We start from the raw sequence: 15,540 nt of genomic DNA, 5'->3' as shown, positions 1-15,540 counted from the left end.
GGCTCTCGTGTTGGCTTGTGGGCTCGCGGGGCGATCAGCCCATGTCGAAGTCGCCCATGCCGCCCATGCCGCCCATGCCGCCCATGCCGCCCATGCCGCCCATGCCGCCCATGCCGCCCATGCCGCCGCCGCCAGCCGCAGCAGCCGCTTCCTTCTTGGGCTTCTCGGCGACGAGCGCCTCGGTGGTGAGCATCAGGGCCGCCACGCTCGACGCGTTGGCGAGCGCGTGGTGCACGACCTTGGCCGGGTCGATGACGCCGGCGGCGAAGAGGTCCTCGTAGGTGTCGGTCGCGGCGTTGTAGCCGAACGAGCCTTGCCCCGTGCGGACCTTCTCGACGACGACGCTGCCGTCGATGCCGGCGTTCGTGGCGATCTGCCGGATCGGCGCCTCGGCGGACTTGCGCACGATGCGCACGCCGACGTCGCGCTCGTCCTTGAACTTCAGGGTGTCGAGCACGGCCGAGGCGCGGAGCAGCGCGACGCCGCCGCCGACGACGATGCCCTCTTCGACGGCCGCGCGCGTCGCGTGCAGCGCGTCCTCGACGCGGGCCTTCTTCTCCTTCATCTCGACCTCGGTCGCCGCGCCGACGCGCACGACGGCCACGCCGCCGGCGAGCTTCGCGAGGCGCTCCTGGAGCTTCTCGCGATCGTAGTCGCTCGACGTGTCGCCGATCTGCTTGCGGATCGACTCGACGCGGGCCTTGATCGCGACCTTGTCGCCGGCGCCGTCGACGATGACGGTGTTGTCCTTGTCGATCTCGACGCGGCGGGCCGTGCCGAGGTCACGCAGCGTGGCGGTGTCGAGCTTCTGGCCGAGGTCCTCCATGAAGGCCGTCGCGCCCGTCAGGGTCGCGATGTCCTTCAGCATCTCCTTGCGGCGATCGCCGAAGCCGGGGGCCTTCACGGCGGCGACCTTGAGCGTGCCGCGCAGCTTGTTCACGACGAGCGTCGCGAGCGCCTCGCCCTCGATGTCCTCGGCGATGATGAGGACCTCGCGGCCGTTCTTCACGACCTGCTCGAGCACCGGGAGGAGATCGGCCATCGCCGAGATCTTCTTCTCGTTCACGAGGATGAGCGGGTTGTTGAGGACCGTCTTCATCTTCTCGGGATCGGTCACGAAGTACGGCGAGAGGTAGCCACGGTCGAACTGCATGCCCTCGACCGTGTCGAGCTCGGTCGACATGCGCTTGTTCTCTTCGACCGTGATCACGCCCTCCTTGCCGACCTTCTCCATCGCCTCGGCGAGGATGTTGCCGATCTCCTTGTCGCCGTTGGCGCTGATGGTGGCGACCTGGGCGATCTGGCCCTTGTCCTTGGTCGGGACGGCTTGCTTCTTCAGCTCGCCGAGGATCGCGCTGACGGCGGCGTCGATGCCGCGCTTCAGGTCCATCGGGTTGTGGCCGGCTTCGACGAGGCGGAGGCCCTCGTTGTAGATGGCCTGGGCGAGGACGGTCGCGGTGGTCGTGCCGTCGCCGGCCTTGTCGCTCGTCTTCGAGGCGACCTCACGGACCATCTGCGCGCCCATGTTCTCGAGCTTCGAGTGCAGCTCGACTTCCTTGGCCACGGTGACGCCGTCCTTCGTGACGACCGGCGAACCCCAGCTCTTCTCGATGACGACATTCCGGCCCTTGGGCCCGAGGGTCACCTTCACGGCCTCGGCGAGCGTGTTGACGCCCCGGAGGATCGCGGCGCGCGCGCTACGGCTGTAAATGATCTGCTTGGCGGACATGGATCTTCTTCCCTTTGGAGTTGGTGAGGAGAGGGCGGGCGTTCAGCTCGCGGCGCCTTCGCCGCCGGTGATCGCGAGCAGGTCGTCCTCGCGCAGGAGCACGTAGTCCTCGCCGTCGATCTTCACCTCGTTGCCGGCGTACTTGCCGAAGAGGACGACGTCGCCGACCTTGATGTCGAGCGGCCGGAGCTTGCCGTCGCGGAGCAGCTTGCCGTTGCCCACGGCCACCACGCGCCCCTCGATGGGCTTCTCCTTGGCCGAATCCGGGATGATGATCCCACCCTTCGTCTGGGTCTCGCTCTCGAGACGCTTGACCACGATGCGGTCGTGCAGCGGCCTGATCTTCATGATGGCTTCCTCTATCGTCTGTTGCGGGCCCCGGCGGGCCGACTCCCCCCGGCCGTGGCTCTTGGCCACGGAGGGTGTCGAGCACCAACGCCGCTGGCACTCGGCTATGCCGGTGGCTAAAACCGGCCCGGAAAATAGATCCCCCCTTTCCACCGTCAAGCCCACCCTGGGCCGGCCGGTCGTTTTTCCGGAGGGCGGCGTACGTCCCGGAAGCACCCCGAACGACCTGGTTCGGGGTGCACGGAGGACGGCGGGAGGACGAGCCCGGCCAAGACGGACGGAATTTCCAAGCGATCTCAAGCTGTTCCGAACAAACGACAAGAAGCGCTTGACAGGACCGACGGTTCGGCTAATTTGCGCGGCCCGTGGACGACGGAGCGATTGCTCCGGTGTTCCGCCGGTCCCTTGGTCCGCAGGGCCTGGGGAGAGCCGATCCTTTGGGGGATCGTCTAATGGCAGGACGACGGTTTCTGGCACCGTCTATCAAGGTTCGAATCCTTGTCCCCCAGCCCGAAGTCGGCTAAGAAGTGTCGCCGACGGATTTGAAAACTGGTCCCATCGTCTAGCGGTTAGGACGCCGGCCTCTCACGTCGGTAACGCGGGTTCAATTCCCGCTGGGATCGCCAGGTAAAACAGAAACAGCGAACAACGGCACCTTCGGGTGCCGTTTTCGTTTTGTGCCTTTGTTTCCGGACCTCGCTTCGGCCCGGTCGGCGCAAAAGACGCGAGGTTGCGCACGCGGTCCTCTTTTGAGAGAGAGGACGCATGAAGGCGCTCCAGTGCACAGAAAACGGCGTCGTCCTCGCCGACGTCCCCGATCCCGCGCCCGCGCCGGGCGAGGTCATCGTCAAGGTCCTGTCGGCCGGAATCTGCAATACCGACCAGGAGCTCGCCCGCGGCTACATGGGCTTTCGCGGCGTGCTCGGCCACGAGGTCCTCGGCCTGCACGCGGGCAAGCGTGTCGTCATGGAGATCAATTGCGCCTGCGGGAGCTGCGCGACCTGCCGCGCGGGCGGGCGCAACCATTGCCCCACGCGCACCGTGCTCGGGATCCTCGGCCGTGACGGCGGAATCGCCGAATTCGTACGGATCCCCGAGGAGAACCTGCATGTCTTGCCGGACGTGATCCCCGACGAGAGCGCAGCCTTCATCGAGCCGCTCGCCGCCGCGCTGCATGCCTTCGACGAGGCCGCGCCCCGGCCGGGGGATCGCGTTTGCCTGCTCGGCGACGGCAAGCTCGGCCTGCTCACGGGGCTCGCCCTCGCGGCGCGGCGCGGGGATCTCGGCCGCGCCGTCGCCGTCGGCCGGCACCGGGACAAACTCGCGATCCTCGAAGCCGCCGGGCTCGACGTCGCGCTCGAATCCGATTTTTCCGAGGCGGGGTTCGACCTCGTCGTCGAGGCGACCGGCCAGCCTGCGGGGCTCGCCCGCGCGCTCGCCATCGTGAAGCCGCGCGGCACGATCATCCTCAAGAGCACGTATGCAGGCGTTGCGAACATCGACCTCGCGCCCGCCGTCATCAACGAGAACAAGATCATCGGCTCGCGTTGCGGCGATTTTCAGCGCGCCATCGACGTGCTCGCCCGCGGCGGCGTCGACCCGCGCCCGCTCCTTTCGGCGCGGTATCCGCTCGCGGACGCCGCGCGCGCGTTCGCACGCGCCGCCGAGCCGGGCGTCTTGAAGGTGCTCGTCTTGCCGTCTTGAATCAGGCCGACACGAGCACGACGCGCGTCACCTCCGGCGGCGCGCCGACCCGCGCCGGCGGTCCCGCCGTGCCGAACCCGCGGTTCACCCACAGCCGGGATCCATTCCGCTCGTAAAGCCCCGCGACGTACCCGTACGGGAGCACGAGCTTGCCCGGCTGCAATGCGCCGAGGTTCACCTGCCCGCCGTGCGTGTGCCCCGAGAGCTGCAAGGCCACCTGGCCCGCGGCCTCCGGAAAAAACACGGGGTTGTGGCAAAGCAAGACACGCGGCAGGTCCTTCGGGACCCGGGCGAGCGCAGCGTCGAGGTTCGGCCCATTCCCCGGCGCGAGCCGCCGCGCCCACACGTCCTCCACGCCGAGCAGCGAAAACCCATCTTTCTCGTCGCCGATCACGAAGCCGTCATTGCGCAGGACCCGCGCCCCGGCCGCCTGCAAGGCCGCCACGACCTCGTCGATCCCCGCATACCAATCGTGATTGCCCGGAATGGCCACGACGCCGTCTCGCGCGAGCGGCGCGATGTTCCGCACGAAGCGCCCGAGCATCTCCGCATATCTCGCGTCGTTGTCGAGGAGGTCGCCGGTGAGCACGATCCGATCGGGCCGCGCCTTGCGCACGAGCTCCTCGGCCGCGCGCATCTCGGCGTCGCCGACGAACGTGCCGAAATGAATGTCCGAGAGCTGGACCAGCGTATACCCGTCGAGGCGCTTCGAAAGCCCCGGGATCCGGACGGGCACCTCCTCGATCACGTAATCGTGCCGGCCGAAGACCGCGCCATAAAACGAGCTGCCCGAGCCCACAAGCAGCGCCGATCCCGTCACCGCCTGCGTGAGAAAGTCACGGCGCGTGGGCAAGGCGGGCGCGGCCTCGGCGTTCGCGGGCGCCGGGGCCGGCGCCTCCGCGGACGCAGGCGCGGGCGCGGCAGACTCGGTCGCGAGGGCGAGCACGGGCTCGGGCGCAGGCGCAGGCTTCACGCGGGACGCGAGCCACGTGAAAGGCAGGGCCCCGAGCTTCGCGAGATCCACGAGCAGGAGCAGGCCCGTGCTGATGAGGAGCGCGAGCAGGAGCGTGAACGCGACCTCGCCGAGCGGGCGCAGGCCGACGGCGCGCGCGAGGATCATCGCCACCACGGACCCGAGCACCACGAAGAGGCCTGCGCGCTCGGCCCGCACGGAGAGCCCGAACGCCTGCTTCAAGCGGCGGCCCACGTAAAAACTCGCGGCGAAAAGGACGAGCGAGATGACGACGAAAAAGATCACGATCCGCGGAATTCCCATGGGATGCCGTGCCCTCGGTCGCGAAGCGTAGCGCACGCCCGGCGCTCGCGGGAGGGGGCCGCCCGAAGAGTTCGGGCTCGGTGCTCAGCGCGCCGAGCGCACGCAACGAAAGCCGCCGCCAGCGAAACGATAATGCGGCTCGAACCGGGTGCGCGAATACGTCTTCAGCGATTGCGCGCCGAAGAGCCAGGAGCCGCCGCGCATGACGTAGAGCGGGTGCGGCGGCCGCGCCGTGTTTTTCGGGTTGCGCGAGGGGCCGTCCGTGTAAAAGGCCGGATCGTCGACGTCCTCGCACCACTCCCACACGTTGCCGGCCATGTCGAGCGCGCCGTACGGCGATTGGCCCTCGGGGTAGGAGCCGACGGGCGAGGTGCCGCGGTGTTTTCCGCCGTAATGGGCCCGCGAAGGCGTCGGCTCGGCCTTGCCCCAGGGATACCGACGGCCGTCCGTGCCACGCGCGGCCTTCTCCCATTCGGCCTCCGTGGGCAAACGCTTGCCGGCCCACGAGGCATACGCGCACGCGTCGTCCCACGAGACGTTCACCACGGGGTGATCCTCGAGCCCCCGAGGCACGACGCCGCGCGCCCAATGCGCGAGGAACCGACCGCCGCTCTCGTCGACCGGCTTGTATCCGGTGACCTGGACGAAGAGCGCGAATTGCCGGTTCGTGACGGGCGCGCGGTCGATGTAATACGCGTCGAGGAAGACCTCGCGGCGATCCGGGCCCATGAGAAACGACCCCGCTGGTACGAGCACGGACTCGGCGCCGTCGGTGTCGCGCAGGACCGTGGCGAGCGGCGGAACGGAGGTGCTGGTCGGGCGCACGGCGACGTGCCCCGGCGTGGGTTCGTCAATGGCGGCGAGCAGGCGCTCGCGGAACTCTGCGCAGGTCTGCGGCCGCTCGGCGGCGTTTTTCGCGAGCGCGGAGAGGATGAGGTCTTCGAGCAGGGTCGGGATCTCGGCGCGGTGCTGCGAGGGCTTCGGGGGCTCGGCCTGGACGTGCGACATCATGAGCGCGAAATGGTTGTCCTCGGGGAAAGGCGGCCGGCCCGCCGCGAGCTCGTAGAGCGAGACGCCGAGCGAGTAGATGTCCGAGCGATGATCGGCCGTCTTGTCGCCCTTGACCTGCTCGGGCGACATGTACCGGCAGGTGCCGAGCAGCGCGCCGCTCACGGTGTACGTCGTGCCTTCGAGGATCCGCGCGATGCCGAAATCGACGACCTTCGGAACGAGCTCACCCGCAGGCCCGCGCATGACGAGCACGTTGTCGGGCTTGAGATCGCGATGGATGATGCCCTGCCGGTGCGCCGCGTCCATCGCGTCGAGCACGGCCATGAAGATCTCGCGGATCTCGACGAAGGGCATGCGGCCGCGCCATTTCACGAGGTGATGCGCGAGCGTTTGCCCCTCGACGTGCTCCATCACGATGCCGAGCAGGTGCTCGTGCTCGATGAGGTCGAAGACGGAGACGACGTGCGGATGCGAGAACGTGCGCAGGACGCGGGCCTCGCGGACGAAGCGGCGCCGGATCTCGGCGTCGCCCGCGAGGTTCGAGTGCAGGCACTTGATCGCGACCGTGCGGCCGAGCGCGCCGTCGTGCGCGCGATAGACGACGCCCATGCCGCCCTCGCCGAGCACGTTCTGCACGGCGTACACGCCCGAGAGCACGGTGCCCGACGGGATACGCATGGGCGGCAAGCGGCTGTTCGGCTGGGCCGACGCAGGCGTCGGCTCGCGTTCGACAGGCGTCGTCGGTGCGAGCGCGCTCGGCACCTTCATGAAGAGGACCGTGGGATCGGACGCGGCAGCGACAGGAGCGCCACAATCGGCACAAAAACGTGCCTTCTCGCCGATCACGGCGCCGCAACGCCGGCAGGAGGGCTCGCCCGTGGCCATGGGGGCGGCAGAGCTTCGCAGATCGTCGGGGCACGAGGCAAGACATCGTCGCGCCCGAACCCTGCGTGGTAAAAAGCGACCATGGTTCTTCTGTCCGTCCTCGATCACGTGACGCGCGCGATGCTCGTGCGCCGCGGCGTCGAGAGCCGCTTCCTCGAAACGCCCGTCGGGCGCGTGCACGTGTACGACGCGCGTGGCCAGGGAGCGGCCCCGCCGGTCGTGTTCCTGCATGGCATCGCCGCGTCCTCTGCGGTGTTCGCGCCGACCCTCGCGAGGCTCCGGAAACAGAGCCGTCGCGTGGTCGCCGTCGACGCGCCGGGGCACGGACTTTCGGGCGCACCCTGGGTCACGCTCGGGCCCGAGCGCCTGTTCGAGGCCCTGTCGTACGTGCTCGATCACGAGCTCGACGCGCCGTCCGTCGTCGTGGGCAATTCGCTTGGCGGCGCGATGGCGCTCCGGTACGCGCTGCGGAGCCCCGAGCGCGTCGCAGGCCTCGCGCTCACGTCGCCGGGCGGCGCGCCGGTCGAGGATCCCGAGGAGCGCGAGCGCTTCCTGCGCGGGTTCGTCCTTTCGAACGTGCGCGACGCCCGCGACTTCCTCGGGCGATTGAACCACGCCGTGCCGTGGTACGGGCCGCTCGTCGCGCCGGATCTCGTGCGCATCTTCAAGAACCCGTCCGTGCGCTCGATCCTCGACGGGCTCGAGCCGAAGCACTTCTTCGCGCCCGGCGAGCTCGCGTCGCTCTCCATGCCGATCCACGTGATCTGGGGCCAATCGGACCGCGTGATCCCGCCGTGCTGCCTCGGCTTCTTCAAGGAAAACCTGCCGCCGCACACGGTCTTCCTGGAGCCGGAGGGCATCGGGCACTCGCCGCACACCGAGGACCCGAAGGCGTTCGCGGACTTCGTGCTCCGCGCGCTCGAACGCGCCTCGTGAGCCGCCGCAGCAGCCAGGCGCGCTCGCGCGAGACGGGCTCGTTTCAGGGCGCGCCAGGGTCGATCTTCGCGATGACCTCGTCGCGCGGCCGCGCGCGGTAAAACAGGCTGCGCTTCGGCGCCTCGGCCATGATGCCCTCCCAGGTGCGGCGACGCGGGCGCTTCATTTGATCGGCGAGGCCAAACGGAAACCCCGTCACGGGGTCGGCGCGCTCGACGAAGATCGCGTGCTGGTGAATGTGCTTGTCGCGCTTCTCGCCCTGGATGGAGATGACGTCGCCCGGACGAACCTCGTCCGCAAAATCATGTAGCTCCGCGAAGAAACGCGACCGCTCGCCGAAGGGGATCCGCTCTTCGCCGCGGAAGCGGCGGACCTCGAAGAGCTCGGGCTTCGCCTCGGCGAACTCGCCGAACGAGATGACGCCGCGGCGGTTCTTGATGCCGGATTCGTCGAAATCGAGCCGCCCCACGGCGCGGCCGGGTTTGTCGCCGCGTGCGCGGTACCAGGTGCCCGCGGCGCGCTCGTAGGTATCGAGGACGAAATCGACGCACACCTCGGGCGGGCGTGGGCGGCCCCAGGAATCGAAGACCGCGTACCGTTTTTCCTCGAACGAAAAGCTGTCGCGGCCCTGGAGATAGGCCGTCATCCATTGCGGCCGGAGGGTGCCGTCGCGGAAATGGTCGGGCTCGGCGTCGGGGCGATCGAAGGGAAGCGCCTCGTCGACGGCGCGGCTCACGGCGCCGCGGATCGCCTGCATCGCGCGGCGTTTTTGCGCGGTCTTGTCCTGGAAGGCGCGGACGGCTTCGCGCGCGGGGGGATCCTCGGCGAGGCAATCGAACGAGAGGCGCGCGCCGTCCGCGCGGAGGAGCGCCGCGGCCCAGGTCTCGCCAAAGCGGAGATCGGCGACGATCGCGGATTCGGTCGTGTGGCGGAGGCGCGCGCGCTCGAAGCCGATCTCGTCGGCGAGGACGGCGAGATCGCGATGGAGCGGTCGTTCGAGCTCGGCCTCCGTGACGGCGACCCGATCGCCGAAGAGCAGGTCAGCGGGTTTGCCCGCGGCGTCTTGATAACGAACCTCGCGGCGGACCTCCACGCGATCGAGGGCGCGTATCTCGTGGCCTCGGAGGAGGTGGATGCGGGGCTCGTCGAAGAGGTCGGTCAGGGTGATTTGCGTGACGAGGGCGAGGGCGTCCTGCGGGTCGGATGCATACACGTATCCCTCGCGGAGGACGAGGGCGCGGAGGGCGCGCGGATCACCGCGGTGCCGCTTGCGCAAGCCGCCGACGCGGCCGCCGACGCGCTCCTTGGCGAACAGGCGGGCCGAGGGGACGAGGCGCGCGTCGAGGGCGTCCTCGGGCGTGGGTGCGGGCTCGCGGACGAAGACGAGGGGTTCGCCGCGGGCGCGGCCGAGGATTTCGATCCGGGCGGCGTCGAAGGCGGGCGCGCCGGGGGCCGCGGGAGAAGCGAGCACCTCCGCGACGCGACGGCGGCAAGCGTTTGCCTCGTCCTCGACGTTCGGGGCGGCCCGCGCGGGCGCGGAGGCGGTGGGCGCAGCCGTGCTGGCGAGCGCGGGCGCGGGGAGCGGGCCTCGGTCGCAGGCGAGGCCGAGGAGCGGAAGGACGAGGGTCGAGAGGAGTGCCCAGCGCATGCGGACCGATGGACGAACGAGGGGGCCCAGGGAATTCCCATGATCGGGGCGCGGCGTCCATCCGGTGCTGTCCCGAGAGCAACCGGGCGAGCGTCGGGGCTCCAGATCGGACCGAAAATGTCCGCTCTCGCATGAATACGACGACGCGGTGCGCCGTGGGCCGCGGCAGGGGGATATGGACATTGTCAGTCCTATCGCCGGACATTCCTCTCGACAACCACGAACGCGCCGGATCCCGCATGAAACAAGGGCTTCCGGCTTTTTTCCAGGAATTCGGTTCGCGGACGGAGAATGTCCGATCGCGGGATCGATTCCATTGCGGCGAACCCGGAGATTGCGTATGCATGGGTTCACGGCTCGCGGGACATGAGCCGGCGCTCGGGGGAGGTCCGCTCGCGCAGGAAGCGCGGCGAGGGCCGTTTTTTGTGCGGAGGTGCGTCCGAACGTGGGCGCGCCCCCTCCTTTTGAGCGAACGATGAACGACTCGAACCATTCCTCGGACCTGGCCATGCAAGGAATCGACGTCTTCCTGAATACTTACGTGCGAATCGACGAGGGAACGGCCGTGCTCCTCTGCTCGCATCGCTCCTCGGTGCGCACGGCGGCCTGGATCTATGCTGCGCTCTGGACGCGCGGCGCGGGCCCCGAGACGTATTGCTTCGAAGAGGACGACGAGGCCGGCGACGAGGCGGTGACCGCGGCGATCCAGGCGCTCCGCGCGCGGCCGGGCGTCCGGCGCGTGGCGGTCATCGTATGCGAGCCGGGCGGGCCGTCTCTGCAAAACGCGCTCTGCCGGGCGCAAGGGGACAAGCCCGAGCGCACGCCGATCTTCCGCATCTCGGGCCGCGGGATGGGGATCTTCGAGACGGGATTCGGCGCGGCCGAAGACGAGGCCGAACACGAGGGCCTCGGGCTCACGCCGAGCGACATCGACGATCTGCTCGCGCAGTGCGACACCGAAATGGGCGACCTCGACGATCGCGATATCGAGGAGGTCGCCGCGATGGCCCTGGAAGAGGATATCGACGCGCTGAGCGACGAAGAGCTCGCCGCGCTCGCCGAGCTCGAGGACAGCGAACTGCTGGAGCTCGCGACGGCCTGGGGCGAGGAGGGTTTCCGTGTCCTTGCTTGAAGAGGTGCCCGTGCGACGAAATGCATTGCAATCGGCGAACGGCCCCGCGTCGTCGCGGCGGCGCGTGGACGGGCGGTTCATCACGGACGAGCCGCTCGCGCCCTACGATCGTCACGTGCGGCGCGAACTCGCGAGCTGGTCGGCCGAGGTGCTGCAAAGGCTGGACACGGCGCCCGAAGACCCGATGGAGCGCGCCGCGGCGCTCGCCCGCGCGCACCAGGACGCGGCGCTCCTCGCGAGCTCCTTGGGCCGCCCGAACGAGGCGCGGCTCATTTGCCACGCGGGGCTCGATTGCGTGGCGGAGCAGGCGGAGACGTCGGGCGATACGTCCGTCCTGCTCCTCGGCTTCGGCCCGCTCGTGGAGCTGTCGCGGCTCGACGCGCGGCTCGGGCGGACCGACGAGGCGCTCGGCGTGCTGGAGCGTTTGTCGGGGCTCTTGCGAGGCCAGGGGCTCGTGTTCGGGGCGCTGACGGTTTCCCCCGCGACCTGGGCCCGCATCGGGCCGGGCGAAGGCGGCGCCGAGGGCGCGCTCGCGTCGATGGTGGCGATCGAGACGCTCCGGACGCTGCTCGGCTCGGGTCGTCACGAAGCGGCGCTGGAGATCGCGCGCAGCCAGGCGCCGGCGCCGGCCGATCCGGTGCTCGAAGCGATGCGGCGCGAGGCGTACCTGGTCTCGCTCTGCCGGCTCGGTCGCGGCGAGCAAGCGCTGCTCGTGGCCGCGCTCTGGGCCGCGGAGGCGCACCCGATCCGGCGGCCGATCTTCGAGATCCGCCACGCCGAGGCGCTCGCCGCGTTCGGCGACCCGGTGCGGGCGCACGCGATCACCGAGGAATGCGTGCGGCGCGTGGAGTCACGCCTCGCGGCAGGACCCGCGACCCTGTTCGATCTGACGATCGCGGCGCGCGTGTCGCGGCTGCTCGCGACGCTCGGAGATCCGCTCGCGGCCGAACTCTGCCGAACGACGCTTCCCGCGGCGACGTCGCTCGGCGACGTGCCCCTCGCGGCGGAGCTCGCGCTCCGGATCCTCGCCATGGATCGCCGTCCGGAGGAGCGCGCCGAGGCGCTCGAAGCGCTGCGCGCAATCGCGACGGGCAGCGGATACCGGATCCCCGCCGTGGAGCGAGCGATCGAGGCCGAGGACGGCCCGCTGCTCGCGCGCTCCTTGAAAGAACGCGCGCCGAGTTATCCGCGGCTGTTCGAACGCTTGCTCGGCTTCCCGCCCGAAGCGCTCGATCGTTCCTCGAAATGAAACGCTAGGACCTCGAACACGAGGCGCGGCGTACCGACGGCGACCTCTTGGCTCGCGCGTCCGTCTTCCCCATTCTTCGGGTGGACTGGAAATCCGCGCGCGCAGCGCAGAGGCGGCGCCTCCAATGCGGTCGACGGGCGCGCGCGCGTCGTGCGAGGATGCGACCCCAAACAAGCGCGATTCGCGCTGGCTCATCAAGGACACGAAGCGGGCGATGGAGCATCGGGACGAGGTGGAGGCGCTGCGCGCCGAGGTGAGCGCGCTCCGAGCAGAGCTCGCGGAGGCCCGCGCGGCGCGGGAGCGAGAGAGATGTCTCGCCGCGGGCTACCGCGAGCTCTTCCACGGCGTCCCGACCGCCATGATCCTGACCGACAGCGCCGGGCGTTTCGTGGACATGAACGAGGCCTTCGTCGCCCTGCTCGGCTACACGCTCGACGATCTGCGCGGACGCTCCCCGGACGAGATCTCGCACCCGGATGATCTGCCCGTCGAGCGGACGCTCTTCGCGTCGCTCGCGCGCGGGACGCGGCCCTTCGTGGAGTTCGAGAAGCGCTACCGCCGCAAGGACGGGACCTGGATGTGGGCGCGCCTGTTCACGGGCGTAGTGCGGAACGAGCAAGGCGAGATCATCGCGTCGTACGGATCGCTGAAGGACGCGGAGGAGGAGTTCAGCACGACGGTGACGTCGGTGCGCGCGGTCGAGGCGCGCAACCGCGCGCTCCTCGACGCCGTGCCCGATCTGCTCTTCGTGATGGGCCGCGACACGCGGTTCCTCGACTGCAAGCCCGCGCGGGACGTGCCGCTGCTCGTCTCGCCGGCGCAGTTCCTCGGGCGGCGCCTCGTCGACGTGTTCGGCACCGACTGGTCGCGACGGCAAGCCGACATCATCCGCGACGTGGCCGAGGACGGCGAGCCGAGGATGGACAGGTACTCCGTCGAGACGCCCGACGGCCCCATGCATTTCGAGGCCATGTTCTCGCGGTCGAGCACGGGCGAGGTCGTCGTCGCGATCCGGGACGTCACGAAGCGCGTGCAGGCCGAAGCCGAGCGGGATCGGCTCGCGCGCGAGGTGAGCGCGCAGGTGAACGAACTCCGGCGCTGGAAGGCGCTCGCCGACCGCGCGCCCGACGGGATCTCGATCGTCGGCCTCGACGGCGAACTGACGTACGCAAACGCGGCGTTCGAGGACATGCTCGATCGACGTCCGCTCGTCGGGACCAACGTGGCGCACGTGCTCGCGACGGCCGCGGAGGCCCGGAGCATCGACACAGCGCTCCGGGCCGAAGGCCAGTACCGCGGCGATCTCGTGCTCCTGCGCGGGGATCGGACACAGATCGCCACGCAAGGCGTGCTCTTCGTCATGACGAACGAGGACGGGACGCCCGCGTCGTTCGGCACGATCATCCGGGATCGGACCGAGGAGCGGCGCGCGGAGGAGGAGCGGGCGCTCCTGCGCGAGCAGCTCATCGTGGCGCAACAAAAGCTCATCGAGGAGCTGGAGACGCCGATCCTGCCCGTGGCGCCCGGCGTGCTCGTGATGCCGCTCGTGGGGCGGGTGGACGCGGCGCGCGCCGAACGGCTGCTCGGATCGGTGCTCGCGGGGACCACGGCGCACGGGGCGCGCATGGTGATCCTCGACATCACGGGCGTGCCGGTGGTGGACGCGGAGGTGGCCGAGGGCCTCGTGCGGGCCGCGCGCGCGGTGCGGCTGCTCGGCGCCGAGACGCTCCTCACGGGCGTCGGCGCCCTCGTGGCGCGGGAGCTCGTCGCCCACGCCGAGGAGATCGCGGTGCTCCGGCCTTGCAGCACGCTCGAACGCGCGGTCTCGATCGCGCTCGGGATGTCGCGGCGCGGCAGCGGTCCTAAAGCAAGCTGATCATGTCGACGGTGGCGGCGTAATCGACGCGTGGCGCGCGCGACGACACGACCGTGGGATACGCGCAGAGCGCCTCTTCGAGGGCATGGCGCGTCCCGCCCGGCGGGAGCTCGAACGCGATGCCGACGCCGCGGCGGCCCTCGTGCGCGGCGAGCTCGTCGGCGATCCGCGTGACCTTGCCGCGGGCGTCGATCCACTGCTCCCGCCCGGGGATTCGCAGCGAAATCAGGACGTCGTCGCCCACGGTGGCGGGCACGTCCGCGACGAGGAGCATCCCGCAGGTGGACAGGTCGACGCCCCGAGCGCCGAGCATGGTGAAATCGTCCTCGCGCACGACTTGACACTCGACGGTCACGGCATGGCGCGGGACGCGGCGCTCGTTGACAAGCAACATCTCCATCAGTGGCCTCCTCGCGCGAAGCCTACCGAGCCGCCCCAACGCGGCCAAGAAAGCGCCTTTCCCACGTCCCCGGAGCGCGCCGCGTTGGGATACGCTCGGGCCATGTCCTCGCGTACCTTCGTCCTCGCGCTCCTGCCTCTCGCCTGCCTCGCCTGCGGTGATCCCGCCTCGAACGAGCCGCCGGACCAAGACGGGCCGCCGAAGGAGATCGTCTGGAACGCGCTGCCCACGAACGGCGCGCCCGCGCCGCGGTACGCGCATTCGGCCGTGTGGGCGGGCTCGAAGATGATCGTGTGGGGCGGCGATCTCGGCGGAAACCCGGCCGCGACGAACACGGGCGGCATCTACGATCCGGCCACGCGCACGTGGACGAGCACGAGCACGGCGGGCGCGCCGGCCGCGCGGTTCTCGCACACCGCGGTATGGACGGGCTCGAAGATGATCGTGTGGGGAGGCTTCGGCGCCGCGGATCTCGAAGCCGCGGGCGGGATCTACGATCCGGCGACGGACACGTGGACGCCGATGAGCACGATGGGACAACCTCCGCCGCGCTTCGCGCACACCGCGGTGTGGACGGGCTCGAAGATGATCGTGTGGGGCGGCGCGAGCGGGGCGAACGTGCTCGGCTCGGGCGGCATCTACGATCCGGAGACGGACACGTGGATGAGCACGAACGGCGCAGGAGCCCCGAAGGGGCGCCGGTATCACGGCGCCGCGTGGTCCGGGCAGCAGATGGTGGTCTGGGGCGGGACCGACGCCTTCGATTGGCTCAACGACGGTTTGTGGTTCGATCCCACGGGCACGCCGCAGGGCGTGTGGATCCGCCCGACGGGAACGAGCAACGTGCCGGAGCGGCGCGAGCGTATGACCCTGGTCGCCACGGGCCCGTTGTTCCTCGTGTGGGGCGGATGGAACGGCGGCGTCAACTTGAACACGGGCGGGCAGCTCGACGCGGAGTCGAACGAATGGACGCCGACGACAATCACAGGCGCTCCAGGCATCCGCGCCGATCACGCGAGCGTGTGGGCCGGCAATCACCTCGTCGTGTGGGGAGGTTGTCGGGAAACACCTTGCATGCCGAACAACATCGAAGGAGACGGGGGGCAATACGTGCCGGGTCGGGACGGCGGCACGTGGTATCCGATCGCGGCGCAGGCAAACCTCCCGGCGCGGTACGGGGCGACACTCGTGTACACGAAGAGCTCGGTGATCGCGTGGGGCGGGCGGACGGATCCGTCGACACGTACGAATACGGGCGCGGAAGCGCCGCTTTAGTCCCGAGGGGGACGCCTCGCGTCCCCCTCTCGGCCAGGCAGAGCCCGGCCGATTCACCCCCCGAGGCGAAC

General features: G+C 69.8%; 12 protein-coding genes and 2 tRNA genes. 8 read left to right on the top strand and 6 right to left on the bottom strand.

Annotated elements, in window-relative coordinates; translation table 11 throughout:
* Positions 1 to 34: 34 nt before the first annotated feature.
* The gene (gene groL, locus QHF89_RS10660; RefSeq protein WP_136931400.1) at positions 35 to 1,729 is read right to left on the bottom strand and encodes a chaperonin GroEL; all 1,695 of its coding nucleotides are present in this window, start codon (positions 1,727 to 1,729) and stop codon (positions 35 to 37) included.
* A gap of 42 nt (positions 1,730 to 1,771) precedes the next feature.
* Positions 1,772 to 2,077 carry a co-chaperone GroES gene (gene groES / locus QHF89_RS10655; protein WP_136931401.1) on the bottom strand — a complete coding sequence of 102 codons (306 nt, stop codon included), beginning with the start codon at positions 2,075 to 2,077 and terminating at the stop codon, positions 1,772 to 1,774.
* A 438-nt stretch (positions 2,078 to 2,515) separates the two neighbouring features.
* Between groES and QHF89_RS10650 the strand changes: the two genes are divergently transcribed.
* From QHF89_RS10650 to QHF89_RS10640, 3 genes are all read left to right on the top strand, one after another.
* Positions 2,516 to 2,586: transfer RNA gene (locus QHF89_RS10650), tRNA-Gln, on the top strand.
* 42 nt (positions 2,587 to 2,628) lie between these two features.
* Positions 2,629 to 2,703: transfer RNA gene (locus QHF89_RS10645), tRNA-Glu, on the top strand.
* A gap of 139 nt (positions 2,704 to 2,842) precedes the next feature.
* A complete protein-coding gene (locus QHF89_RS10640) occupies positions 2,843 to 3,781 on the top strand; it encodes an alcohol dehydrogenase catalytic domain-containing protein (RefSeq protein ID WP_136965530.1) in 939 nt (312 codons plus the stop codon).
* 1 nt (position 3,782) lies between these two features.
* Here the strand turns inward: QHF89_RS10640 and QHF89_RS10635 are convergent, their stop codons facing one another.
* Both QHF89_RS10635 and QHF89_RS10630 read right to left on the bottom strand, forming a co-directional pair.
* Positions 3,783 to 5,057, bottom strand: coding sequence for a metallophosphoesterase (locus QHF89_RS10635; protein ID WP_136965531.1), 1,275 nt, complete (start codon positions 5,055 to 5,057; stop codon positions 3,783 to 3,785).
* A gap of 84 nt (positions 5,058 to 5,141) precedes the next feature.
* Positions 5,142 to 6,953, bottom strand: a complete 1,812-nt coding sequence (locus QHF89_RS10630) for a bifunctional serine/threonine-protein kinase/formylglycine-generating enzyme family protein (RefSeq protein WP_284720344.1) — start codon at positions 6,951 to 6,953, stop codon at positions 5,142 to 5,144.
* A gap of 81 nt (positions 6,954 to 7,034) precedes the next feature.
* Here QHF89_RS10630 and QHF89_RS10625 point away from each other — a divergent pair, with 81 nt between their 5' ends.
* Positions 7,035 to 7,889, top strand: coding sequence for an alpha/beta fold hydrolase (locus QHF89_RS10625; RefSeq protein ID WP_136965533.1), 855 nt, complete (start codon positions 7,035 to 7,037; stop codon positions 7,887 to 7,889).
* 43 nt (positions 7,890 to 7,932) lie between these two features.
* On the opposite strand, the gene QHF89_RS10620 is transcribed toward QHF89_RS10625, so the two are convergent.
* Complete coding sequence (locus tag QHF89_RS10620) at positions 7,933 to 9,537, bottom strand: hypothetical protein (RefSeq protein WP_284720343.1); 1,605 nt, start codon at positions 9,535 to 9,537, stop codon at positions 7,933 to 7,935.
* A gap of 475 nt (positions 9,538 to 10,012) precedes the next feature.
* Here QHF89_RS10620 and QHF89_RS10615 point away from each other — a divergent pair, with 475 nt between their 5' ends.
* The 3 genes from QHF89_RS10615 to QHF89_RS10605 all read left to right on the top strand — a co-directional run bounded on the left by QHF89_RS10615 (position 10,013) and on the right by QHF89_RS10605 (position 13,794).
* Positions 10,013 to 10,669 carry a hypothetical protein gene (locus tag QHF89_RS10615; protein ID WP_136965536.1) on the top strand — a complete coding sequence of 219 codons (657 nt, stop codon included), beginning with the start codon at positions 10,013 to 10,015 and terminating at the stop codon, positions 10,667 to 10,669.
* 10 nt (positions 10,670 to 10,679) lie between these two features.
* Positions 10,680 to 11,918: a hypothetical protein gene (locus QHF89_RS10610; protein WP_284720342.1), complete on the top strand. Its 1,239-nt coding sequence runs from the start codon at positions 10,680 to 10,682 to the stop codon at positions 11,916 to 11,918.
* 124 nt (positions 11,919 to 12,042) lie between these two features.
* Positions 12,043 to 13,794, top strand: coding sequence for a PAS domain S-box protein (locus tag QHF89_RS10605; RefSeq protein ID WP_136965538.1), 1,752 nt, complete (start codon positions 12,043 to 12,045; stop codon positions 13,792 to 13,794).
* Here QHF89_RS10605 and QHF89_RS10600 read toward each other — a convergent pair.
* On the bottom strand, positions 13,781 to 14,194 hold the full coding sequence (locus tag QHF89_RS10600; RefSeq protein ID WP_284720341.1) for a PilZ domain-containing protein: 414 nt from the start codon (positions 14,192 to 14,194) through the stop codon (positions 13,781 to 13,783). The genes QHF89_RS10605 and QHF89_RS10600 overlap by 14 nt on opposite strands.
* Positions 14,195 to 14,296: 102 nt before the next feature.
* Between QHF89_RS10600 and QHF89_RS10595 the strand changes: the two genes are divergently transcribed.
* Positions 14,297 to 15,469: a Kelch repeat-containing protein gene (locus tag QHF89_RS10595; RefSeq protein WP_284720340.1), complete on the top strand. Its 1,173-nt coding sequence runs from the start codon at positions 14,297 to 14,299 to the stop codon at positions 15,467 to 15,469.
* The last annotated feature ends 71 nt before the right edge of the window (positions 15,470 to 15,540 follow it).

The sequence above is a fragment of the Polyangium sorediatum genome (assembly GCF_029946465.1).
GTDB classification, from domain to species: Bacteria; Myxococcota_A; Polyangia; order Polyangiales; family Polyangiaceae; genus Polyangium; species Polyangium fumosum.
This window is presented reverse-complemented; position numbering and strand designations above follow the sequence as displayed.